Origin of the sequence: Hydrogenophaga laconesensis, assembly GCF_031457235.1 — a bacterium.
GTDB classification, from domain to species: domain Bacteria; phylum Pseudomonadota; class Gammaproteobacteria; order Burkholderiales; family Burkholderiaceae_C; genus Hydrogenophaga; species Hydrogenophaga laconesensis.
Genome location: NZ_JAVDWE010000001.1, coordinates 539068 through 561138, shown reverse-complemented (window position 1 = coordinate 561138; position 22071 = coordinate 539068). Strand labels below are relative to the sequence as shown.

Here is a 22071-nt window from a genome sequence, read left to right as displayed (position 1 = left end):
CTGTCAATCAGGCGCTGTCGATCAGCGCCCGCCCCAGCAACCGGCCACGGCCGGTCAGTGCATGGCCAATGCCCAGCAGGTGGGCGGCGCCCCGCGCGGCGGCGGGTGTGCTGGAAACCACGGGCAGGCCCAGCAGGTCCTCCAGCCGTGGCGTCAGCTCCAGCGTCTTCAACCCGCCGCAAGACAGCAGCAGGCCCTGCACGTCCGCGGGCGCTGCCTCCACCACACGCCGCGCCAACGCCACCAAGTCTTCCGCGCCGGTCTCGCGCGGCGCGTCGAACCGCTCCAGGCCCAGCCCCTGCAGGGCGCTCACGGTGAACCCCGCATCACCCAGAAACCGGCTCAGGCACTGGTTCACCTCGTCCGAATACGCGGTGCACACCGCCACCCGCTCGATGCCCAGTTCGCGCAAACCCGCCATGCTGGCCGAATTCATCGAACCCACGGGCAGGCCGGTGGCTTGCCGCACCGCGTCCAGCAAGGCGTCATGCGCGGCGAGACCGCGGTGGAAGGTGAGCGAAGCGCCCATCACCATCACGGCGCCGACGCCCTGCGCCGCCAGGCGTGCCGCGGTCGGCACGATGTTCTGCCACGCTGCCTCATAGCCTTCTGGCGTGAGCGCGGTCACCCCCACGCCTTCGGCCACGAACGCGATCTCCGGGTACATGGCCGACACTTCGGCGGGCACCTGTGAGCCCGCGCGCGGCACCACCAGACCGATGCGCGGCCGGGGCATGGCGTCACTTCTCATCCAGCGAGGCGCCCGATTCCTTGGCGATGGCTTCCCACCGTGGAAGCTCCGCCCTGATCTGGCGCGCCACCGTATCGGGTGGCACATATTCCACGACAGCGCCGGTGTCCAGCATCTCCTTGCGCAACTCGCTGGACGCCAGCGCCGCCTTCAACGCATCGCTCAGCCGTTGCGCCACCGCCGGCGCGATGCCGGCCGGTGCCACGATGAAGCTGCTGGAATACGCGTCGAAGCCGGGGAAGTCGTTCGCGATCGGCGGCCAGCTGGGCGTGCCCGCAGCCTGCATCGGCCGTGTGACCGCAATGGCCTTGAGTGCACCCGCCTTCACCTGAGGCTCCGCCGCCGTCGAACTGATCATCGCGATCTGCACCCGGCCCGTGACCAGGTCTTGCATGAGCGGCCCTGCACCCCGGTAGGGCACATGCGTGGCACGCGCCCCGGTGTGCTTGCCCAGCTGCTCCATCACCAGGTGCTGCGGCGTGCCCACCCCGGGCGAACCGTAGCTGTACTCCCCCGGCTTCTGTTTGATGGCCGCCACCAACTCCTTCAGGTTGCTCGCCGGCACCGATGGGTGGGCCACCAGCACCAGCTGCGACCACGAAACGCCCCCGATCGGCACGAACGCGCTCAGCGTGTCGTACGGCAGTTTCTTGTAGACCGCAGGGGCGATCAGCATCGAGGTGCCGCTGAAGAACAGCGTGTAGCCGTCCGGCTTCGCCTGCGCCGCCAGGGCAGCGCCCATCGTGGTGCCCGCGCCCGGCTTGTTCTCGACCACCACGGATTGCCCCAGCAGCGTGGACATGCGCGCTGCCACCAGCCGCGCCCCCGTGTCCAGCCCGCCGCCAGGTGCGATGCCCACGATCATGCGGATCGGACGGTTCGGAAAATTGGGCTCGGCTGGCGTGTCATTGGCATGGGCCGAGAGCGAAGCCAGGCCGATGGCCAGGGCCAGAAAACGTCTCATTGCACGGTCTCCTATGTAAATTCGCATAGCGAATTAATATTCTTCTAAGCGAATATCATAGTCCGACCAAGCGAAATGCGATAGGGCGTGAACGCGGTGCTTCGATGCGTGCGCCTGCGTGCGCCTCAGCGCACCGCCGTGAGCAACCGGTCCACCGACCACCGCCCCGCGCCGCGACCCAGCAGGTACAGCAGCGGCACCGCCCACGTGAGGTGCGTGGGCCAGGCCGACGGGTACACCAGGAACTGGATCACCGCCGTCATGCCCAGCAGCGCGGCGGCCGACAGGCGCGTGGCCAGCCCCAGCACCAGCAGCATGGGGAACAGGTGTTCGGCGAAGGTCGCGGCGTAGGCCGCCCATTCGGGGGGAATCAGCGGCAGCGCATAGTCTTCCCGGAACAGCAGGAAGGTGGTGTCCGTCAGCGTGAGCCAGCCTTCCACCTTGGTGCGGCCCGAGATCCAGAAGATCGCGCCGATGCCGATGCGGCTCGCCAGCGCAATGAGGTCGTGCGAAATCCATCGCTCCAGCTTGTTGCTGAGCGGGTGGGTTGCGTGTGGTGCTTCTGCCATCGTGTTCATGGTGCGATCGCCGTGAAGGCGCCCTGTGACATCAAGATGCCCAGCGTGGCCGCGAGGTCCACACCGGGTTCGGCGGCCATTGCGCAGGCCGTGGCGTCGGTGATCGGCAGGCCGCGTGCGCAGGCATCCAGCAGCGCGCAGGCACCCAGGCCGATCTCCTGAAACTGCACCGCATCACCAGGCCGCGTGAGCAGCGTGTGCTGCCCGCGCCAGTGCGGCGGGTTGGGGTCGGGCCATGCCTCGCGCGCGGCGCGCCAGAGGCTGAACACCGGCCAGTCCACGCAGGCGTGCCACCGCGCGGCGGGGTGCGGCACCAGCCTGGTGTGGGGCAGGGCGGTGGCGTCCAGCGTGGCGAGTGCGGCGGGTTCCAGCGCGGGGGCATCGGCGGCGGTGTGGCACTGGTTCCACAGCGCGTCCAGCCGCGCCACCTCGGGCAGCCACGGCAACTCGCCAGTGGGCAGGGTGCCCGCCAGATGTTCAGCAAAACCCGCGCCGTAAGCGGCCATGCAGCCGCTCTGCGGCGGGTGCTCGCGCGCATAGGCCAAGGCCACCGCGGCCAGCCACTCGTCACCGGTGAGCCGGTGCACGGCGGGGTACAGCGCCAGCAGGCTGTCCAAACAGCCCTTGAGCACGGTGTTGCGGTAGACCGCGAACCCCGGTTGCCTGGCCCAGGTGGACGCGGGCGCTGCATCCCCGGCCCACAGATCGCGCCAGAACGCGTGCTGGAATTCGGCGTGGTTCATGCCGGCACCTCCGCGCAGCGGGCCAGCAGCGCATGCGCGCGGTTGCGCTCGGCCATCAGCACATCGAACGCGGGCACGTTGCTGTCGCGTTCGATGAGCGTCGGGCGTGGGCCAATGCGCTCGATCAGCCGCTCGTACAAACGCCACACCGCTTCCGCCACCGGCGCGTCGTGCCCGTCGATCAACAGGCCGTCGCCCAGCGCCGGGTCTTCGTGGTGGCCGGCCAGGTGAATCTCCATCACCGCATCGGCGGGCATGCGGTCCAGCATGTCCAGCGCGTCTGTGCCGACGTTGTGCGCCGACACGAACACGTTGTTCACGTCCACCAGCAGGCCGCAGCCGGTGCGCCGCACCAGCTCCTGCAGAAAGTCCGGCTCGTCCCAGTCGTGACCCTGCAGGTGCAGGTAGTGCGACGGGTTTTCGATCGCGATGCGACGGCCCAGCGCGTTCTGCACCCGGTCGATGTTCGCGGCGGTGTGCCGCAAGGCTTCGTGCGTGCGCAGGAACGGGAGCAGGTCGGGTGCGTAGTGCGCGCCCAGCCGGCTCCACGCCAGGTGCTCCGACACGATCACCGGCTGCAGCCGCCGCACCAGCGCCGCCAGCCGCGCCAGGTGCGCGCCATCGGGCGGCTCATGGCCCACCAGCGAGAGCGACACCCCGTGCAGCGCCACCGGGTGGTGGGCGCGCACCGCTTCCAGCCACGCCAGGCGGGGGCCGCCGTCCACCAGGTGGTTTTCGGCATGCACCTCGAACCACAGCCCCGCCGCGCGTGCACGGCAGGCCGCTTCCGCGTGTTCGGGTTTGAGACCGAGGCCCGCGCTCACGTCCATGCCGCGTTCAGCCCTTGACCGGTTGCAGCGAGCCCATGCCCGTCGGCGTCTTGATGCTCACGCAGGTGCCGGCCGGCACGTACTTCCAGGCGTTGCCCTGGTAGTCCATCTTCGAGGTGCCCGCGCACGTGGTACCGGGGCCGGCGGCGCAATCGTTCTTGCCCGCCATGGACACGCCATAGCAGCGCTCTTTCGCGCCAGCGGCGGCTTTCGTGTCCGGCATGTTGGACTGGGCCAGCGCGGCACCGGTGGTGAGGGCGGCCAGTGCGGCCAGGGTCAGGGTGAGTTGCGAGGTCTTCATGAAAGGCTCCTTGATGGTTTGGCCGCACCGACCGATCGATGAGGTCCGATGGCTAGTTCGCCGAAAAACTTTCAACGGTTACAGCGCCGCCGCACAATTCATCGAATTTCTTTTTTCGCCCCGCTGTAACCTTTTGGCGCCATGACACGAATAGACCCCGTGACCGCGACAGAAAACGAACTGCATGGCCTTTTCGTGGCGGGGCTGGACGGCGATGGCGCCGCCTACCACCGCTTTCTGCAGCGCCTGGCGGCGTTGCTGCGCGGCTATTTCCGCCGCCGCCTGCAACAGCTGCCCGACGAAGTGGAAGACCTCGTGCAAGAAACCCTCATGGCCGTGCACACGCAACGGCAAACCTACCGCCGGGGCGAACCCCTCACCGCCTGGGTGCACGCGCTGGCGCGCTACAAGCTGGTGGACCTGTGGCGCCGCCGCGCCCGCCACGAAGCCCTGAACGACCCGCTGGACGACGAGCTCGAACTCTTCGCCCAGCCCGACAGCGAAACCGGTGAAGCCCGGCGAGACCTCGGCCACATGCTCGCCCAGCTGCCCGACCACCAGCGCCTGCCCATCCAGCACACCAAGCTGGAAGGCCTCTCGGTGGCGGAGGCGGCGCAACTCACGGGCATGAGCGAATCCGCCATCAAGGTGGGCGTGCACCGGGGCCTGAAAGCCCTGGCGCGCCAATGGAAAGGACTGGCATGAAAACCGACGAACTGATGCAACTGCTGGCCACCGACGCCGCACCGGTGCCCCGCCACGCCGGCGAACGCCGCTTCGCCATCGCTCTGTTGGCGGGGCTGGTGCTCGCCTTCGCGTGGGTGAGCCTGGAATACGGCCTGCGCAAAGACCTGGGCAGCGTGTGGGCCACGCCCGCCTTCGCCCTCAAGCTCGCCATGCCCCTGGCCGTGGCCGCCAGCGGGCTGGCCGCCGTGTTCCAGCTCGCCCACCCCGGCGGGCGCATGCGCGGCTGGGTGTGGGGCCTGTGGCTGCCCGTGGCCCTGCTGTGGGCCTGGGCCGCACTCGTGCTGGCGCAGGCCGAACCCGGCACGCGCGCCGCGCTGGTGCTGGGCAGCACCTGGCGCACCTGCGTGTTCAACGTCATCGCCACCTCGTTGCCCGTGGGCGTGGCCCTGTTCTGGGCGCTGCGCGGCCTGGCACCCACGCGGCCCGCGCTCACCGGCGCCGTGGCGGGCTGGCTCGCCGGTGCCTTGGGCGCCACCGTGTACGCCCTGCATTGCCCCGAGATGCAGGCACCATTTCTGGCCGTGTGGTACGTGCTCGGCATGGCGGCCTGCGCGGCCATCGGGGCGCTCGCGGGGCGGCACTGGTTGCGCTGGTGAGCGCGGCCAGCGCCAAGCGCTTCAACTTCAAGCCTGCCGCTCGCTCGCCTCTTGCGCCGCGCAGGTGTACAGGCGCGTCGTCGTCTGCGAAAGCGCCTCCATCAAACGCCACAACTCCGTGTTGAGCGCCCGCTTCAGCGTGGCGAACCCCGCCAGCCGTGTCACGAATTCGAGCCGATCCGCCTCGTCCTCGGGCACGAGGAAGTTGTCCAGCGCCAAGTGCGCGTCCAGCGCGTTGAACAGCTGGCGTACCTCGTCTGTGGCCTGGCAGGCGAGGGTGAGGATGTGTGGAGAGAGTGAGGTGGAGGAGGGGGTGGAGGTGTTGCCGGTCTTCGATTTGGCCATCTGCAAATGCTCCGGATGGGTGGAAAGCAATACGCGGAAAAGAACCTTAAATGAGTAGCAAATTCCGTGGATGCAAATGTAGCACTTTGGGACTCTCGCAAGGTGTCTGCAAAACCTACTCCACCCAAAAAGAAGCCCGCCAAAGGTGACCTGCGAGGAACCCTTGCGTGGCATGTCCGCACGCTTCGCGTTGCCAAAGGCTGGTCCCAGGAAGCGCTCGCGCATGAATGCGGTCTGGACAGAACTTATGTGTCTGCCATCGAGCGAAGCCTCTGGAATGTGGCGCTTTCAAACATCGAGCGCTTGGCGAAGGCGCTTGATGTGGAGCCTTGGGAGCTGATCAAGCCGGTGACGTGACTACTATGGAGCGGCTGCCGACGGCCGTCGCGGCAGCCTTACTGCTCGGTGTCTGCCAAGTTGCGGTCGTTGACCTAGCGCCGTCTCGCCTGCTTAAGGACCGTTCATGGATGTGCAGCTAACCTCGCGAGCGTCTAGGCCTATTTGGGAAGTTCGAACGACCGCTTCCTCCATCACGAACCGATACTCTCGACTCATAGCCGTCGTTGGAGGTTTCCAGCTGAGCGGCAGTCTCGCGGCGTGAATAGGTTTAGAAGCGGGAAACGGAGAAGCGCTTAGCGAGCTATCGAAGGAGTCGCGCTCGCTAGTCGTTCAGAAGATGGAGCTGTGCTGCGCGAAAATGTTGGCCATGACTTTCGCTTTAGTAGTGGCCAACGCTGATCAAATCATCCAAGTCAGTGACCGGCGCCTCACAGGGTGGGACGGCTCTGTGTTGACGGAGGCATCAGGCAAGGCCGGGCACCTGCTGTGCGACGACGCGTCAGTTCTGTACTGCTTCACCGGCCTCGCCACAATTCGCGGATTCAATACTTCCACCTGGTTGATGGAAGCGTTGCAGGCAGCTTCTAAGAAGAATGCGCGATTCCGTGAGCTTATCGAACACTTCGCTGAGCTAGCGACGGAGGATTTCAATTCGAATCCAGATGTACTTTCTGCGCACGTCAAGCATCGGAGACTAACCGTGATGCTGTGCGGGTACACCGCAAACGCGCACATCGTTAGCGCGTTGATCTCAAACTTTCAGGATTTCGTCAATTTCATTGACCATCCTTTTGCACAGCCGAAGTTCACTGTTTACTGTGAGCAGAGCAGAACTCCGGCTTCTGACAACCCAACAATGATCCAGGCGGTAGGTGCGTTCAATGCTATGACTGACTTGGACGAGAGGGAATTGCGCGTGCTGCTTGAGAGACGGGTTTCCCATTCTGCGATCCGGGCAAAAGCCGCTGCTATTGTGGGTGATATTTCGGACCGGCATCGCTCTGGCGGGACTGTAGGAAAGCGACTCAACACGGGCAGGATCGACTACCTTTCGCCATTCTCTGCACACGCAGGCTACGAGAGCGATATCGTTGAACAGGAAATGCCAATGCTAGACATGGTTGACGCACGGACGGGAGGCACTGGCCTGCTGATTGGCCAAATCCAACTATCTACGGACGTGCCCGTGGTGTACCCAGTGGTGCATCGTAACGCACCGTGTCCATGCGGGAGCGGTGAGAAATACAGGTTCTGCCACCGGGCTTATAGGCAGTAACTTGCAAATGAGCTGTCTGCCACTACATGCGGCTGGTAGAAGCCGCATGACAACAATAGGTATTTGATCGTTCTTCCGGAGACGATCGCGTTCGGACCATACACCGCTGAATAACATGCCTTAACCGATAGCCGCGGGGCCGGTGCCGGCGGCCATCGCCGCCCACCCCGCAGCCTCTAATAGCCATCAAGTTAGGAGCGGCGACCAGCACATACCGGGTTGATCGATCTCAAGCCTTCACGATCACAACATCCGCCACAGGCCGAGCAATACAAGGCAGGCAATACCCCTCATCCTTCTCATCCGCACTCAACCCAGGCCAAGGAATGTCGTACCGCACCCGCCCCTCCAGCAACCGACCCAAGCACGTACGACAAGTCCCATTGCGACAAGACACCGGCCACGCAATTCCCACGCGCGTCATCGCCGCAAACAAACTCGTTTCGCTGTCGGCCTCGGCTTCAGCCGCTTGCCCGTCAACCCGGATACGGAAGGTCTTCATTCGCGTTGGAGATGGGATGGAGTCGGCTTAGACTTTTCGCATGACTCTCGAATATTGGAAGTATGACGCGGGCACCGATTCCGTCGCCTCCCTGGTGATCCCCGGGGCGCTGGGCCGCGCGCGCACCTTTGACCTGGATGCCACCCTGCTGGTGCATGTGCTGCCGGAAGCCGTTGGGGGCTTCCTTGAGCTGACGGTGGAGGTGGACGGCAAGCGCTTGTGGGCGCGCCGCATACCGAGCCACAACCCGGGCGAGACGGATGGCCTGGAATACCACTGCCGCCTGACGGTGGAGGCCGATGAAGATTGCCGCGTGCGCGCCAAGGCGAACTGCAAGGGGGCGCGGGTGCGTTCGCTGGTGGTGGAGGCTCGGGAGACGGCTTATTAGTTATGCCACCTGATTTCGACTCCGGTGAGGGGCCGAAAATTCACAGACCATCATGGAGCTCCGCGTTTTGCAATCAATGAGGATTGACACAATGCACGCTTGTGCAATGCGGTTCAACTCTGAGGCGATGTCGACGATGATCCAACCAAGCTGTAAGTCTGTCCTGAGTGCGATGAAGTCGTTGTTTCTGATATGCATGCTGATTGCACTGGCGGGTTGCACACACTTTGATCATGGGGCGCTCGATGCGGACGAAGAGGGCTTCGCCGAGCATCACACGGCGCTTGCAGCAAACTCTCGTGAAGCGCGTTGGGGACGATTCGAGGGCCGCGTTGTCACTGAGTGGTTGAGGGATGGTCGCTTCATGAAATTGGAGGAGCCCTTTACTTTTGTTGAGGTGGATGGTCGTCGATGGACGGCCCCGAAAGGAGCTCGCGTAAATGGTGCGTCGATTCCCAGGATAGCTTGGTCTTTGGTGGGTAGCCCTTTTGACGGTTTGTATCGAGAGGCTTCAGTAGTTCATGACGTGGCATGTGATCCTGAACATCAGTACCTGGGGGCCACGTGGCAACAAGCCCACCTGATGTTTTATCGCGCAATGCGAGCAAGAGGAGTGGACATCGAAACGGCAAAATCGTTTTATGCCGCCGTCTATCACTTCGGCCCCCGGTGGGAAGAGGTGACTCAGATCAAGGGACTGTATGACTTTCAAGTTGACCAGCTTGTTGATCTGGCCAAGTCGGCGAATCCTGATGGTCGCGTCATTTCAGGAAGCGAACAGCTGCTTGCATCGGTTGATCGGACGACCATCGAATCAACGCGCTCTTTTGAACGGCCAAGGTGGCGCCAAAACGTAGAAGATGATCCGGCTCAACGCGAGTACGAGAGTGCGATACAGGAGCTTGTCAAGCCTCCCAGCCAACGCCCGTCGATGTATCCAAAACCTCCCGGCGACCTGAAGGTCTTTATTCGAGTTGCAACGCCAAGAACACTCACCACCGAGAGTCAGTTGGAGCAATTGGTTGGAGAGATTAAGGCGTTGAATCTCAACTTGGAAGAAATACGGAGGTTTCGACCCAAAGAGTGACGCCTTGATATCGAGCTAGAGCTCGCCCGCAACCACGCGAGTTGCTTCCGCAGATGCCGCGATCTTTGTTCTCACACAGTGTTACGGCCTTCCCGCGCTGTGCGTAGTACGGTGGCGTGTTCAGGAGGTTTGCAATCGCTCATCTGCAAGGCCCGCGTTTCCCGGGCCTCCGTTCTTTCTTTGCCGCATTTTTTGCGGGCACTCTGGGGCGCTGCGGTGGCCGGGTGCCTCTGGCCGCGCCTTGGCTGGCAGCCGCTGCCCTGGCCACCGGGCCCGGGTGGGCGCAGAACACCACCTACCCACCCCTGACGCCGCAGCCCGCCTGGGCCGAGCGGCTGCAGGCCGAGCTGGCTGCGGTTGCCACGCGGCACACGGCGGGCGTGGGCGTGTATGTGCGCGATCTGGAGAGCGGGGTGTCGGTGTCGCACCGGGGGGACGAGTTCTGGTACCTGGCTTCCAGCGTGAAGGTGCCGGTGGCGCTGGCGGTGCTGCGCGCGGTGGAGCGGGGCGATTTCACGCTGGACACGCCCTTGCGGGTGCGCGCCTCCGACTACGTGGATGGCGCGGGGGCGACGAACGCTCGCCCGGTGGGTGCGCCGGTGAGCGTGCGGTTCCTGCTGGAGCAGATGATCATCTACAGCGACAACACGGCGAGCGACATGCTCATCGACCTGGTTGGCCTGCACGCGGTGAATGCGCTGGTGGCGCAGGTGGTGCCGCTGGGCATTGAGCGCATCACCACGCTGGCGGACGTGCGGCGGCACGCCTATGGCTACCTCACGTCAGAGGCGGCGCACCTCACCGGGCATGACTTTCTGGTGCTCAAGCAGCAGCGCAACGACGCCGAACGGCTGCAGGCGCTGGCCCGCTTGCTGCGGGTGCCGGCCGCGTCGTTCCAGGTGGCCAGCGTGGGCGATGCGTTCGAGGCCTACTACGCCAGCGGCCTCAACTCGGGTCGGCTCGATGCCTATGCGCATCTTTTGCAGCAACTCGTGGACGGCAAGGTGCTCAATGCCACGCACACCAGCTACCTGCTTCGCGTGATGGAGCGCGTGCAGACCGGCACGCAGCGCATTCGGGCCGGCCTGCCGGCGGGCGCGCGCTTCGCGCACAAAACCGGCACCCAGCGCGCGCGCACCTGCGACTCGGGTTTGATCACCGTGCCCCGGCTCGGTCGCGACAAACGGGTTATCGTCGTGGCCTGCACGCGCGGTGAACTGCTCGTGGCGCGTTCAGACCGTGCCCTCAGGGACGTGGGCACGGCCATCTGCAAGTCTGGCCTGCTGACCGACGGAAAACCCGATGGCCCCATGTGCCTTGCGGCTGCGCACGCTGTGTATCGCGCTGAGCCTGACGACCGCTAGCCTCGCGGCGCAGAGCGCCGCCTGGAGCGACGCGCTGCAACAGCACATTGAACGCATCGACAAGGCCACACCCGGCCAGCTGGGTGTCTACATCAAGCGGCTGGACAACGGCGAAACCTTCGCCTACCAGGCCGACCGGCCCTGGTACCTGGGCTCCACCACCAAACTGCCCATCGCCCTGGCCGTGCTGCAAGAGGCCGAGGCCGGCAAGCTCAACCTGGCGCAGAAGGTCACCCTGCAAGAGGCCGACAAGGTGGACGGATCGGGCAACGTGGTGTGGCAGAAGAACGGCACCACGTACACCGTGGACGCGTTGATCAAGCGCATGCTGATGGAGAGCGACAACACCGCGGCCAACATGCTGATCCGCACCGTGGGCGAAGACACGCTCAACCAGCGCGCCCGCCAGTACCTGGGCACGAATGGCGTCAACCGCATTACCACCTTCACCGCGGTGCGGCGCGAGGTGTATGGCGAACTGCACCCCAAGGCCCGCGAACTCACCAACACGCAGCTGGTGCAGGTGGCCGCCCAGCCCAAGGGCCCGCAGCGCGTGGATGCGCTGGCGCGCACGATGGGCATACCCAAGGCCGAACTGCGCGCCAAAACCATGGACGAAGCCTACAAGCGCTACTACGCCCGGCAGTTCAACACCGCGCCGCTGGTGGCCTACGGCGGCATGCTGGAACAGCTGGTCACCGGCAAGCTGGTGACACCGCAGCACCTGCAACGCCTGTTCGTGGACCTCAAGTACGAAACCTACGACGCCTACCGGCTCGAAGCCGGCCTGCCGCGCTCGGTGCGCTTCATCCACAAGACCGGCACCCAGCTGCACCGCGCCTGCCACATGGGCGTGATCAACCCGCAGGACGGCGGGCGTGCGGCCGTCATCGTGGCCACCTGCGCTGAAGAACTGGACGAGCAACGCGAAGCCGGCCGCGCTTTTGAGCAGATCGGGCGTGCGATCACGCAGACGCTGCTGGGCAACGCCGGCGGCAAGTGACACGGTTTTCTTTCTGATCGTCTGCAGGCCAGGCGGGCACGCCAGATGCCCCTGACACCGCACCCAACGACTGGAAAGGAAACACCATGGCACGCAGCAGCATCCAGGGCGTCAGCCCCGCATCCCCCGAACCCGCCGGCCGCGACACCGCGTCCCTCGGCCCCAGGGACAGTTCCGACAGTGGCAGCGACATGATGGGCATCACCGACGACGAAGGCGGTGACCCGGGTGTGCCCACCGACGTGGCCTCCCGCGACGAAGAGCGCCCCGCGCTGCTCTCGCCCGACGCACTGGCTTCCCCGAGCGACGCCACCGGCACCGGCGAAAGCCGCAGCGCGGGCGCAGACAGCGGCAGGCAGGACGGCTGGGACATTGGCGTGGACCGCGTGTTCACACCCGGTGGCGCAGACGCCGCCACCGACGAAGACCCCGACCTGGCCTTCATTGACGAGGCCGAAGCCGGTGACCCGATGGAGGACGAGGTGGACGAGGAGGGGGATGGCACGGCGCCACCCTCGTCGCCTTCGGCCAAGCCCAGTAGAAAGTGAGCGGGTGGCGCGCTGGGCAGCGCCGCCTAGAAGATAGATGGCTTGTGGCGCCATTGAGCCCGATTGCTTGGCCACGCTGGCGTACTCGCTCTTGGCGTTGCTCTTGCTCGCGTGGAACGAGCCGCCCGTACTGGCACCGAAGAAGCCGCTGGCGCCCACGCTGCTCTGCTGGCTGGTGTAGGTGCTGGTGTCCTGCAGGCTCTCGATCTTGAGGTGGCCGCCCACATCGGCCTGGATGGTGTCGGCCTTCACCAGGGCGCCTTGCAGGGTGGTGTCACCGCCGCTGCTGATGCCGACCCTGTTGCCGGCCGTGATGTGCGTGTGGGTGTGCACGAGGTCGTCGCCGGCTTCGTTGCCGCGTGCAGAACTGGCACTGGCGCTGACGCTGACGCTGAAACCCCCGATGCCATAGCTGATGCCCACGCTGCCCGAGCTGGATTGGTTGCTGCCGGTGAGGCTGGCGGTGTTCTGGGCGGCTTGCAGTTCGATGTCGCCCTGGGCACTCAAGTTGGCTCTTGCCCGCGCTGATGTCGCTAGTCGATGCTGAGGCGGAATGCATCAATACGGCACAGTGAACAACCCGTCTGTCAACTCACCCGTTTCTGTATTCAAGACGAAAAAGCTCTCAGGCGGTTGTTCCTTTGTGCCGACCAGTACACCGAATTGCACCAAAGGCGGCTTCAGCGGTTCACCTCGTCGGCCGACAGGTAGCGTGGTGTGAGTGACGGCGTCGGTGCGCACGCCGTTCACGGTCTCGGTGTCGTTGCGCAGGGTATCGGCCTGGATGGCGAGTGTGTCGCCATACACGCGCCCTGTGCCGAGGTTGTTGACCGCCACCGCTTCAATGCGTGTCACCTGGCCATCGATGAGTCCTCGGTTACTCAGGGCGTTGTCGGCCTGGATGACCGTGGTGGTGGCGCTGATCTGGCCGCCGGCACGGTTGTCCACATCGGTGGCTTGCAGCGTGAGCTGACCCTGGGCCTGCACGCTGCCTGTGTTGCGCAGCCAGCCATCGGCCTGCAGCACAAAGTCGCCACTGCTCGCGCTCATACGGCCCGCGTTGTTGATGCCCAACCCCGCTTCGGTGCCGATGAGGTGGATCTTGCCGGCGTACATGCCGCCGATGGCCGCCACGTCCAGCGCGAACTGCGGTGCGGGGCCTTGTGCGCTGCCGGGCGTTGCGGTAACCGTGCTGGCGTCGGCGCTGACCTCGTTGGCGCCGCTGACCACCTTGAGATGCCCGGCCCACAGACCGGCGTTGACCTCCACCGCCCGCGCCAGGATGGTGGTGGTGTCGGCCGTGCGCGTGTCCAGCCCCAGGCCTTCGATGTGCACCGTGCCGCCGCGCACCAGAAACGCATCGAGGTGGCCGCTGTTCATCACCGGGGTGCCGGTGGTGAGCGTGACGCCCGAGGCATTGAGGAAAGTACCCCCGCCCACGCGGATGCCCGAGGGGTTGGCAACGATCACCTCGGCGCGCTGGCCGGCCACTTCGAGCGGCCCGTTGAGGTACGACGGGTTGGACGAGTTGACTTCGTTGAGGATGACGCGGGCCGGCGCTCCTACCCAGGGATTCCCGGAAATCCAGCCACCGATCTGCGTTTGCACGTTGGTGCGGCTGTTGTTGAGGATCGCCCCGCTGGCGTCCACATCGAACCGGCCATAGACATTGCGGGAAACGCCTGCCGCGCTTGGCGTTTGGATGTTCACGACCGTTGCGCCGTTGCCCGCTTGCAGGATGGTCGGGCGTTGGTTGCCCGGCGCGCTCGGGTCGGCCACGATCTGCGCGTGGGCCGTGGTGTAGAACACCAGGCCCAGCGTGAACGCCAGGGCGATGCTCAAGGTGAGCGGGTGCAGCGCCACGTTGCGCAGCCGGCTGGGTTTGCAGATGTCCAGATCACCCAAGGGCGCCAAAAGGGCCCGCGCACTGTCCGGTGCGGCGGTGTCACCGCTGGCACCGCCGCTCTCGCTGCGGGCACTCTCGGCAACAACCATGCGCTGGCCGCGCGCGGCGTTGAAAACCACTCTGTGGCGGTTGCGGTTCATGCGTGCTCCCTATTGCTCCGCCCCTCCCTCTGAGGGCGGAAGCGGGGGAGTCTAGGAAGCAGGTTTTGAGTTGGGCTGCTTGCGAACGAATGGAGTGTCTGGGGGTATGAAAAACTAGAAATGCGGTATGAGTCGGGGATTGAGATGTGGCTTCGCCGCGGCCAGGAATAGTTGCGAGAATGGGGCCCGTTTTCATCAGGAGAGCCATCAATGACCGGTCTTGTCTTCGAGGGACGGGAAATATCCGATCCACCAAAGCAGCCCGATACCTTTTACTTTTACGCCAGCAACTGGGACGACTTCGGCTTCAAGACGACGTTCTATGTCACCTACCTGGACAAGTTGGGCGCCGAGTTCAAGATTGGGTCTACGCGAATCGGATACTGCGGCCAGGTTGATGGCTGGACCCTGCACCACGTAAAGGGTCAGAGCGAACCCAATGTTTTCTCGCTGGGGCAGGACGTCTCGTACTACCAGATGCTGCGTGATCAGCTCGAAGCCTCAGTGGTCAAGCAGTATCTGAAACTGGTCGGCGATGTAGCGGCGCACGACGAGATATTCCAGGCCGTTAAAGGCGAAACTGTGCTTCAGAAGTCTTTGATGCGCGACGTGAGCATCTCAGCCATTGTGGGACAGTACCGACGCGTCATCGCTGGAAAACCCGTGCTGACGCCCTTCCGGTTTCGCTACAAGGACCCCGGAGGAGAAGAGCGTTCGGCCTTCAATCTCGACTTCAAGGTCGAACCCGTCACCACGCCATCGACCAACCTTCATGTCTTGATCGGCCGAAATGGGGTGGGCAAAACGACGATTCTCAACAACATGGTGCGGTCGATCGTTGCGCCTCAGACCCATCAGGAGAATCGGCCTCGGGTCGTGACGGTCAACGAGTACTCCATGGAAGCGCCATCCAATCCCTCGGAGTTCAGCAGCGTCGTTTCCGTGTCGTTCAGCGCGTTTGATCCCTTTGATCCTCCACCGTCCCCTGTTCAAGATAGGTCGGCTGGCGTGGCCTACTTCTACATCGGCATGCAGGATGTCACGATGGATCCGACCGGGGAGAAAAGCCCGAGCGAACTGAGGGTGATGAAGACACGCTTGCAGCTTCGGAGTGAGTTCGTTGAGGCGGTGCATTCCTGCATTAGCTTGGAAAGCAAGCGGGAACGCTGGTCTGATGCCATCAAGTGCCTTGAATCCGATCGCAATTTCCAGGACATTGCGCTAGGAGACCTATTGCCGCTGAAGGACGAGGCGCTGAAGGCTGCGGCGGCAACCTTGTTCGATGAACTCAGTTCGGGTCACGCGGTTGTTTTGCTGACCATGACGAAGCTGGTCGACTGCGTTGAGGAAAAAACACTGGTCTTGCTGGATGAGCCCGAGAGCCACCTGCATCCGCCGCTGCTGTCTTCGTTCATCCGCGCGCTTTCTGATCTTCTCAATCATCGCAATGCCGTCGCTGTCATTGCCACGCATTCACCTGTGGTGCTTCAGGAGGTGCCGAGACGCTGTGTCTGGGTGGTTTCGCGTGTTCGAAGTGCGGGAACCTATGAACGTCCCCCCTGTGAGACGTTTGGAGAAAACGTGGGCGTGCTCACACGCGCCGTTTTTGGTCTGGAGGTTGCGAAGTCAGGTTTTCACGATGTGCTGCAACGCGCTGTCGACAAAGGCGGTTCGTTCGAAAGCATTTGTCTGGAATTCCTGGATCATCTGGGCTTCGAGGCGCAGGCACAGCTGCGCGCAATGATTCGGGAGCGAGACAGTCGCGGCGGTGAGCCATGAGGCGATTGGATTGCTCAGCTTTCGATTCCACTGCGCTCTTGGATGCCTGCGTCGGTGAGCTCGATGCGCAGGCTGACGTAGATCGATTCGTTGCCGCCCGAGCCGACCTCGTTCAAGACTATGAGGAATATGCGACGCTGGCCAAGCGGCGCGAACTTTTCTCCGCGCAGTCCTTTCTTCACGGGAACGCCGACCAGATTGTGCGCGGAGCGATCAGCAAAGAGGACCTGACTGCCCTCTACAGTGACATCATGGTGGGAAAGAAGGGGACGGCGCGCAAGGTCTACGACCAATTGATGGCACTGCCTGCGCATTCCAACTGTCCCTACTGCGGGCTTGGTCAGGTTTTTACGTTGGATCACTTTCTGGCGAAGTCCCGTTATCCGCAGTTTTCGGTTCTGTGCGAGAACCTGGTTGCGTGTTGCGAGACCTGCAACAAGATCATGAGCGGAGGGGTTGCTACCGCCGACAACGTTGCGTTGCATCCGTACTTTGAGGACGTGGCTGTTGAAAACACAACGTGGCTAACCGCCACGTTGAACGAGACGGCGCCAGCATCGGTAACCTATAGCGTCGCCCCGGGTGCCACGTGGGCGCCAGAGCTGACCCAGCGCGTACGGAATCACTTTGGGCAACTAAAGCTCGCCGCTCGATACGCTGTGGCGGCGGCCAACGAATTGGCCAGCAATGTGGACGTCCTTTGCCTGATCGGTTCGTCGGTGGATATCCAATCACATCTCGCGAAGTGGGCTCAAGGTCTGACACAGCACTCGCCCAACTCATGGAGGGCTGCGCTGTATCGAGCGCTTGCCGCGAGCGATTGGTATGCGGAAGGTGGCTACGGCGCACATGCTGGGCATTGTTGAGTGCGGTTGAAGCCACCCGCAAGCTCGTGGGCCTTCGTGAGCGCCCTCAGAAAATCGACAGCCCGGTGCGCGCGGTGAAGAGTTCCAGCGCGTGCATGCCCAGCAGCGAGTTGCCCGTGGCATCCAGCGCGGGTGACCACACGCACAGGCTCAGGCGGTCGGGCACCACCGCCACAATGCCCCCGCCCACGCCGCTCTTGCAGGGCAGGCCGATGCGAAAGGCGAATTCACCGGCTGCATCGTAGGTGCCGCAGGTCAGCATCAGCGCGTTGATCCGGCGCGTCTGGCGCTCGGTGAGCAGCGGTTCGCCGCTGAAGGGGTGCCGGCCGTCGCGGCACAGGAAGCCGGTGGCGCGGGCCAGTTGCTGGCACGTCATGCGTACCGCGCAGTGGTGGAAGTAGGCATCCAGCACGGTCGACACGCTGTTGTCGATCTTGCCGAAGCTCTTCATGAAGTTGCCCAGCGCGATGTTCCGGAAGCCCGTTTCGGCCTCTGACGCTGCCACTTCTTCGTCGAAGTGCACGGGCTCGTTGCACAGGCTGGACACCAGCTCCAGCATGGCGGCCTTGGGGTCGCCGTGGCTGACCAGGCGGTCGGTGACGGCGATCGCGCCGGCGTTGATGAACGGGTTGCGCGGGGTGCCTTGTTCGGCCTCCAGCTGCACCAGCGAGTTGAAGGGGTTGCCGGAGGGCTCTCGCCCGATGCGTTCCCATAGGCGCTCGCCCATGGCGCGCATGCCCAGGGTGAGGGCGAAGAGCTTGGAGATGCTCTGGATCGAGAAGGGCGTTGCGCTGTCGCCGGCCTGCGCTTCCTCGCCGCCGCACGTGCGCAATGCAATGCCGAACTGCGCCGCCGGCACACGCGCCAGCGCGGGAATGTAGTCGGCCACCTGGCCTTGCGCGCCCAGCTCGGGGCGCAGGGTGGCGACGATGTCTTCGAGGATGGGCTGGAACTGCATGGCGCGATTGTCCGTCAGCGTGCGCGGTACCGATCCAGCGTGGCCGCCGCAGGCTGCCTACTCATCGTTCAACGCCGCGATCGACTTGATCACCCGGCACGGCACCCCGGCCGCGACCACGTTCGCCGGCACATCCCGCGTCACCACGCTGCCTGCGCCGATCACGCTGTTGTCGCCAATGCTCACACCGGGCATCACGTTCACGCCCGCGCCGATCCACACGTTGTGGCCGATGGTGATGGGTTTTGCGTATTCCAGGCCGGCGTTGCGGCGCTTGACGTCCAGCGGGTGGCCGGCGGTGTGCAGGCCCACATTGGGGGCAATGAACACGTTGTTTCCGATGACGACCCGGTTGGCGTCGAGGATGGTGAGGTTGAAGTTGGCGTAGAAGTTGTCGCCCACCTGTATGTTCGTGCCGTAGTCGCAGCGGAAGGGCTGTTCGATGAGCAGGTTCCGGCCGGCGCGGCCTAGCAGGGCGCGCAGTTGCCGGTCCCGGCTGTCGAGGTCGGTGGGGTCGGTGTCGTTGTAGGCTTTCAGGGCCTGCTTGGTGCGCAGGCGCGCGACGATGAGGGCGGGGTCGAAGTTGGCGTCGTAGATTTCGCCGGCCAGGGCTTTTTCGGCTTCGGTGCGCATCGGGGCAGCATACCTCTGTGCCCTGTCGCCACCTCATGGGCTTGCCGCGGGCAGGCGCTGCGCCTGCCCGGGCCCTGCGCATCACTTCGTCGACAGGCCTGCCTCGCGAATGATGGTGCTGAACTTGCGCACTTCGTCTTCCAGCCACTTCTGCGTGTCGCGGCTGTTCATGAAGAGCCACTGCACTTCCAGGTCTTCCAGTTTCTTGCGCACGGTGGCGTCCTGCATGGTGGTCTGCAGGGCGCTTTCCAGCCTGGCGATCACGGCGTCGGGAGTGCCTTTGGGGGCGGCGATGTTGACGAAGGAGTCGTTGCCGTCCATCTCGGGGTAGCCTTGCTGGCCGGTGGTGGGCACGTCGGGCAGCCAGGGCAGGCGGGCCTTGCTTTGCACGGCGAGCACGCGCAGGTCTTTGCCGTTGAGGTTTTTCACCAGCGCGGTGTAGGGCAGCATGCAGGCGTTCACGCTGCCGTCGCGAATGCCGGTGAGCGCGGGCGCGAGGCCGTTGTAGGGCACGTGGGTGGCGTCATAGGCCTTGCCGGTCTTGCCTTTGACGACGCTGCGGAACATCTCCAGCTGCAGGTGGTTCAGGCCACCCGCACCGGTGCTGCAGAAGTTGATGGCGGCGGGGTTGCTGTACGTGGCGAGTTCGGCCAGCGTTTTCGCAGGGAAGTTGCCCGCCGTCACGATCACCGCCGGGTTGGACGCTACGGCCGCCACAGGCGCGAAGTCCTGCAGTTTCAGTTCCAGGTTGGGGATGAGCAGGTTGGCAAAGGCGAAGGCGGAGCCCGAAGTGAAGAAGAGCGTGTGGCCGTCGGCCGGTGAAGAGGCCACCACGCGGGCGCCCACCGAGCTGCCGGCGCCGGGCCGGTTGAGGATGACGACGGGCTGGCCGAGTTCGTCCTTGAGCCGTTCGGCGATGATGCGCGCGGTCACGTCGAGCCCGCCTCCGGCGGCGAAGGGCACCACCAGGGTCACTGGCTTGGTGGGGAAGTCGGCGGCAAAGGCCTGCAGGCCGGCGAATGCGGTGAAGAGCCCCGCCACAAGGCTTTGGGTGAGGCGTCGGCGGGTGATTCGTGGGGTTGTCATGTCGTTGTCTCCGGTCGTTGTGGAATGTCAGCGCGCCGGCCGTCCGCCCGCTATCGTCACGCGGGTCATGTATCGGTCCTGCCCTGTGTAGTCGGGTATGGCGCGGTGCATGGTGCAGCGGTTGTCCCACACCAGGATCTGGTCGTTGTGCCACCTTGCGCGGCAGGTGAAGTCGAACCGTGCGCAGTGCTCGTGCAGAAAGTGGAGGATGGGGTTGCTTTCTTCGTTGGTCAGGCCCTCGATGCGCTGCGAGTAGGTTTTGTTCAGGTACAGGAACGGGCGGCCGCTCACCTCATGGGTGCAGACCAGCGGGTGCACCACTTCGCGGTCGCCCATCTCCACGTCCAGATCGGTCCGGGCGCCGGAGGCGTTGTAGCGGCGCGCCTGGGCGAGGTAGGCCGAGCCGAAGATGCGCGTGGCGCTGTGCACCACATTCAGCGGCGCGATGAGTGCCTTGAACGCGGGCGACAGCGCTTCGTAGGCGGCGTACATGCTCAGGAAGCCGGTGTCGCCCCCATAGGGTGGAACGTCGACCGCGCGCATGACCACGGCCAGGGGCGGTTCGTCCTGGTAGCTGCTGTCCGCGTGCCAGTTCTCGCCGATCACGCGGCCCGTGTCGCTGGCCAGCCGGCGGATGATCTGGACGTCGGGGTGGTCTTCCACGCTGTGCAGTTGGGGCAGGCGGATCACCCGGCCGAACCCGCGCGCGAAGCTGAGGTGCTGTTCGTGCGAGAGCCTCTGTTCGGGGAACATGATCACCTGGTGGTCGGCGAAGGCTTGGCGGATCTCCGTCCACACTTCATCGCCCAGCGGCTCGCGCAGGTCGACCCCCAGGATGTGGGCACCCAGCACGCCGGTGAGGGGCCGCACATCGATGTGGCGGTAAGACCGTGGCGTCACCAGCGTCGGGTGCGCATCCAGGGAAGACGTTGCCTGCATGGAGCTGCCTTCAGGCCGTTTCGGTGGCGCGAGGCGCTGCAGGTGGCGTGCCCCGGGCGGGCGCCAGGAAGTCGTCCGCCGTGGCAACGTCCTGCTCCTGCGGCAGCACGGTCTGCACGGCGCGCACCGCGTAGAGCCAGGGGTTGGCGGCTGCGGGGTGTGGCTGGCCGGTGGCGGCGCACTGGCTGGCGCCTTCCATGAGGGTGCGGCGCATGGCGACCACGGCCATGTCGCTGGTGCCCAGGTGTTCGCGGGTGCGGTCCGCGATGGGGCCGGCGGTTTCGGTCACCATGGCGTCCTGCGCGCGGATGCCCTTGATGCCGGTGAAGGAGATGGTCTTCTGTTCCTGGCGGTCGATCAGGTAGTCGTTGTCCAGCCGCTCCACAGGCGTGGTGGTACCGGGGATGACCTTGCGGTGCGAGTTCTCGCCATTGCGCCACGCGGCGAGTTCCGCCTCGTTCAACGGCGCATCGGGGCGCCAGCTGACGCAGATCACCCAGCAGCGCTCGTCGGTCATGGGCACCCACATGCGCACCAGTTGTGCGTCGCCGGGTCGCGGCGGGATCATCGTGAAGAAGGGCAGCAGGAACTGGTTGAGGCGCCAGTAGCGTTTGTCCCCGTCCACGCGGCGGCCGTTGCAGGCCATGAAACCGGCCATGCCGGGCAGGATCTTCCACTCGGGTGCGGTGTCTTCCTGAAAGTACTTGCCGGTCAGCGCCTGGTGGTCCGGGTCGGTCTGGTTCACCATCTGGTGCAGGAAGCCCACGTGCGCGCTGTCCAGTTCCCCCTCCATGGCCTGCGCGTAGTTGCATTCCTGGTGCCAGCGCGAGGCGTAGAGGTGGGCGTCGGGCTGGTCCATGAAGCCAAAGGCGGGCAGCTCGGGCACCGGCTTCGCGTCGCCCATGTAGACCCACAGCACGGCGCCGGCCAGGCGCGCCGGGTAGGCGCGCGCCTTCACGTTCTGGCACATGCGGCTGGTGGCGGGTTCGGTGGGCATGTGCAGGCAATGGCCGTCCACGTCGAACTTCCAGCCGTGGTACACGCAGCGAATGCCGCCCTCTTCGTTGCGCCCGAAGAACAGGCTGGCCCCCCGGTGAGGGCAGTTCTCTTCCAGCACGCCCACGCGACCCTCCGAGTCTCGGAACACGACCAGGCGTTCGCCCAGCAAGGTCAGGCGCACGGGGGGCTCGTCGGCGGGGGGCACCTCAGCCGCCGTCATGGCGGGAATCCAGAACGAGCGCATGAGCTGGCCCATGGGCGTGCCAGGACCGCATTGCGTGAGGAGGGCGTTTTTTTCGTGGGTGAGCATGCTGTGGCTTGTCTCGTTGTCGTTGCAGAAAGTCTAGAGCGGTAAGCCATCGTTGATTCAGATCAATAGAATCTCGATTCGAGATGCTGCAGG

The 22071-nt window shown here is 64.7% G+C and carries 25 protein-coding genes and 1 pseudogene; 11 read left to right on the top strand and 15 right to left on the bottom strand.

Annotated features, from left to right (window positions below):
• Positions 1–7: 7 nt before the first annotated feature.
• The 6 genes from J2X09_RS02710 to J2X09_RS02685 all read right to left on the bottom strand — a co-directional run bounded on the left by J2X09_RS02710 (position 8) and on the right by J2X09_RS02685 (position 4167).
• Positions 8–736: an arylmalonate decarboxylase gene (locus tag J2X09_RS02710; protein WP_204731804.1), complete on the bottom strand. Its 729-nt coding sequence runs from the start codon at positions 734–736 to the stop codon at positions 8–10.
• A 4-nt stretch (positions 737–740) separates the two neighbouring features.
• Complete coding sequence (locus J2X09_RS02705; RefSeq protein ID WP_204731803.1) at positions 741–1715, bottom strand: Bug family tripartite tricarboxylate transporter substrate binding protein; 975 nt, start codon at positions 1713–1715, stop codon at positions 741–743.
• A gap of 125 nt (positions 1716–1840) precedes the next feature.
• Entirely contained in the window at positions 1841–2293 is a 453-nt protein-coding gene (locus J2X09_RS02700) for a DoxX family protein (RefSeq protein ID WP_204731802.1), read from the bottom strand.
• Positions 2290–3036 (bottom strand): HvfC/BufC family peptide modification chaperone, encoded by a 747-nt coding sequence (locus tag J2X09_RS02695; protein ID WP_204731801.1) that lies wholly within the window; start codon positions 3034–3036, stop codon positions 2290–2292. Before J2X09_RS02695 ends, J2X09_RS02700 begins: the two co-directional genes overlap by 4 nt.
• Positions 3033–3866, bottom strand: coding sequence for an MNIO family bufferin maturase (gene bufB, locus J2X09_RS02690; protein WP_204731800.1), 834 nt, complete (start codon positions 3864–3866; stop codon positions 3033–3035). Before bufB ends, J2X09_RS02695 begins: the two co-directional genes overlap by 4 nt.
• 7 nt (positions 3867–3873) lie before the next feature.
• The gene (locus J2X09_RS02685) at positions 3874–4167 is read right to left on the bottom strand and encodes a BufA1 family periplasmic bufferin-type metallophore (RefSeq protein WP_204731799.1); all 294 of its coding nucleotides are present in this window, start codon (positions 4165–4167) and stop codon (positions 3874–3876) included.
• 141 nt (positions 4168–4308) lie between these two features.
• Here J2X09_RS02685 and J2X09_RS02680 point away from each other — a divergent pair, with 141 nt between their 5' ends.
• Together J2X09_RS02680 and J2X09_RS02675 are read left to right on the top strand one after the other, a co-directional pair.
• Positions 4309–4872, top strand: coding sequence for a sigma-70 family RNA polymerase sigma factor (locus J2X09_RS02680; RefSeq protein WP_204731798.1), 564 nt, complete (start codon positions 4309–4311; stop codon positions 4870–4872).
• On the top strand, positions 4869–5510 hold the full coding sequence (locus J2X09_RS02675) for an NrsF family protein (RefSeq protein WP_204731797.1): 642 nt from the start codon (positions 4869–4871) through the stop codon (positions 5508–5510). The genes J2X09_RS02680 and J2X09_RS02675 overlap by 4 nt, the downstream gene beginning before the upstream one ends.
• Before the next feature lie 27 nt (positions 5511–5537).
• On the opposite strand, the gene J2X09_RS02670 is transcribed toward J2X09_RS02675, so the two are convergent.
• Positions 5538–5855 carry a hypothetical protein gene (locus tag J2X09_RS02670; RefSeq protein WP_204731796.1) on the bottom strand — a complete coding sequence of 106 codons (318 nt, stop codon included), beginning with the start codon at positions 5853–5855 and terminating at the stop codon, positions 5538–5540.
• A 66-nt stretch (positions 5856–5921) separates the two neighbouring features.
• Between J2X09_RS02670 and J2X09_RS02665 the strand changes: the two genes are divergently transcribed.
• Together J2X09_RS02665 and J2X09_RS02660 are read left to right on the top strand one after the other, a co-directional pair.
• Positions 5922–6212, top strand: coding sequence for a helix-turn-helix domain-containing protein (locus J2X09_RS02665; RefSeq protein ID WP_374726478.1), 291 nt, complete (start codon positions 5922–5924; stop codon positions 6210–6212).
• Between the two features lie 349 nt (positions 6213–6561).
• Positions 6562–7470 carry a YecA family protein gene (locus tag J2X09_RS02660; protein WP_204731795.1) on the top strand — a complete coding sequence of 303 codons (909 nt, stop codon included), beginning with the start codon at positions 6562–6564 and terminating at the stop codon, positions 7468–7470.
• A gap of 229 nt (positions 7471–7699) precedes the next feature.
• Here the strand turns inward: J2X09_RS02660 and J2X09_RS02655 are convergent, their stop codons facing one another.
• Entirely contained in the window at positions 7700–7972 is a 273-nt protein-coding gene (locus tag J2X09_RS02655) for a 2Fe-2S iron-sulfur cluster-binding protein (RefSeq protein ID WP_204731794.1), read from the bottom strand.
• Positions 7973–8012: 40 nt separating this feature from the next.
• Between J2X09_RS02655 and J2X09_RS02650 the strand changes: the two genes are divergently transcribed.
• The 5 genes from J2X09_RS02650 to J2X09_RS02630 all read left to right on the top strand — a co-directional run bounded on the left by J2X09_RS02650 (position 8013) and on the right by J2X09_RS02630 (position 12362).
• The gene (locus J2X09_RS02650) at positions 8013–8360 is read left to right on the top strand and encodes a hypothetical protein (protein ID WP_204731793.1); all 348 of its coding nucleotides are present in this window, start codon (positions 8013–8015) and stop codon (positions 8358–8360) included.
• 196 nt (positions 8361–8556) lie between these two features.
• Positions 8557–9447: a DUF1353 domain-containing protein gene (locus J2X09_RS02645; RefSeq protein WP_204731792.1), complete on the top strand. Its 891-nt coding sequence runs from the start codon at positions 8557–8559 to the stop codon at positions 9445–9447.
• 224 nt (positions 9448–9671) lie between these two features.
• Positions 9672–10811, top strand: coding sequence for a serine hydrolase (locus tag J2X09_RS02640; RefSeq protein ID WP_310307287.1), 1140 nt, complete (start codon positions 9672–9674; stop codon positions 10809–10811).
• Positions 10750–11814, top strand: coding sequence for a serine hydrolase (locus tag J2X09_RS02635; protein ID WP_204731791.1), 1065 nt, complete (start codon positions 10750–10752; stop codon positions 11812–11814). The genes J2X09_RS02640 and J2X09_RS02635 overlap by 62 nt, the downstream gene beginning before the upstream one ends.
• An 86-nt stretch (positions 11815–11900) precedes the next feature.
• Positions 11901–12362 (top strand): hypothetical protein, encoded by a 462-nt coding sequence (locus J2X09_RS02630; RefSeq protein ID WP_204731960.1) that lies wholly within the window; start codon positions 11901–11903, stop codon positions 12360–12362.
• A gap of 219 nt (positions 12363–12581) precedes the next feature.
• Here the strand turns inward: J2X09_RS02630 and J2X09_RS27035 are convergent.
• A pseudogene (locus J2X09_RS27035) lies at positions 12582–12869 on the bottom strand (hemagglutinin repeat-containing protein); the annotation flags it as partial.
• A 51-nt stretch (positions 12870–12920) separates the two neighbouring features.
• Positions 12921–14408, bottom strand: a complete 1488-nt coding sequence (locus tag J2X09_RS02620) for a two-partner secretion domain-containing protein (protein WP_204731790.1) — start codon at positions 14406–14408, stop codon at positions 12921–12923.
• A gap of 210 nt (positions 14409–14618) precedes the next feature.
• Between J2X09_RS02620 and J2X09_RS02615 the strand changes: the two genes are divergently transcribed.
• Both J2X09_RS02615 and J2X09_RS02610 read left to right on the top strand, forming a co-directional pair.
• The gene (locus tag J2X09_RS02615) at positions 14619–16187 is read left to right on the top strand and encodes an AAA family ATPase (protein ID WP_204731789.1); all 1569 of its coding nucleotides are present in this window, start codon (positions 14619–14621) and stop codon (positions 16185–16187) included.
• Positions 16188–16225: 38 nt separating this feature from the next.
• Entirely contained in the window at positions 16226–17053 is an 828-nt protein-coding gene (locus J2X09_RS02610) for an HNH endonuclease (protein WP_310307282.1), read from the top strand.
• Positions 17054–17099: 46 nt separating this feature from the next.
• Here J2X09_RS02610 and J2X09_RS02605 read toward each other — a convergent pair whose 3' ends face one another.
• From J2X09_RS02605 to J2X09_RS02585, 5 genes are all read right to left on the bottom strand, one after another.
• Entirely contained in the window at positions 17100–18011 is a 912-nt protein-coding gene (locus tag J2X09_RS02605) for a glutaminase (protein WP_204731787.1), read from the bottom strand.
• Positions 18012–18068: 57 nt separating this feature from the next.
• The gene (locus J2X09_RS02600; protein WP_204731786.1) at positions 18069–18644 is read right to left on the bottom strand and encodes a sugar O-acetyltransferase; all 576 of its coding nucleotides are present in this window, start codon (positions 18642–18644) and stop codon (positions 18069–18071) included.
• Between the two features lie 81 nt (positions 18645–18725).
• Positions 18726–19730 (bottom strand): Bug family tripartite tricarboxylate transporter substrate binding protein, encoded by a 1005-nt coding sequence (locus J2X09_RS02595; protein WP_204731785.1) that lies wholly within the window; start codon positions 19728–19730, stop codon positions 18726–18728.
• Positions 19731–19757: 27 nt separating this feature from the next.
• On the bottom strand, positions 19758–20669 hold the full coding sequence (locus J2X09_RS02590) for a TauD/TfdA dioxygenase family protein (RefSeq protein ID WP_204731784.1): 912 nt from the start codon (positions 20667–20669) through the stop codon (positions 19758–19760).
• 10 nt (positions 20670–20679) lie between these two features.
• Positions 20680–21978 (bottom strand): Rieske 2Fe-2S domain-containing protein, encoded by a 1299-nt coding sequence (locus J2X09_RS02585; protein ID WP_204731783.1) that lies wholly within the window; start codon positions 21976–21978, stop codon positions 20680–20682.
• Between the last annotated feature and the right edge of the window lie 93 nt (positions 21979–22071).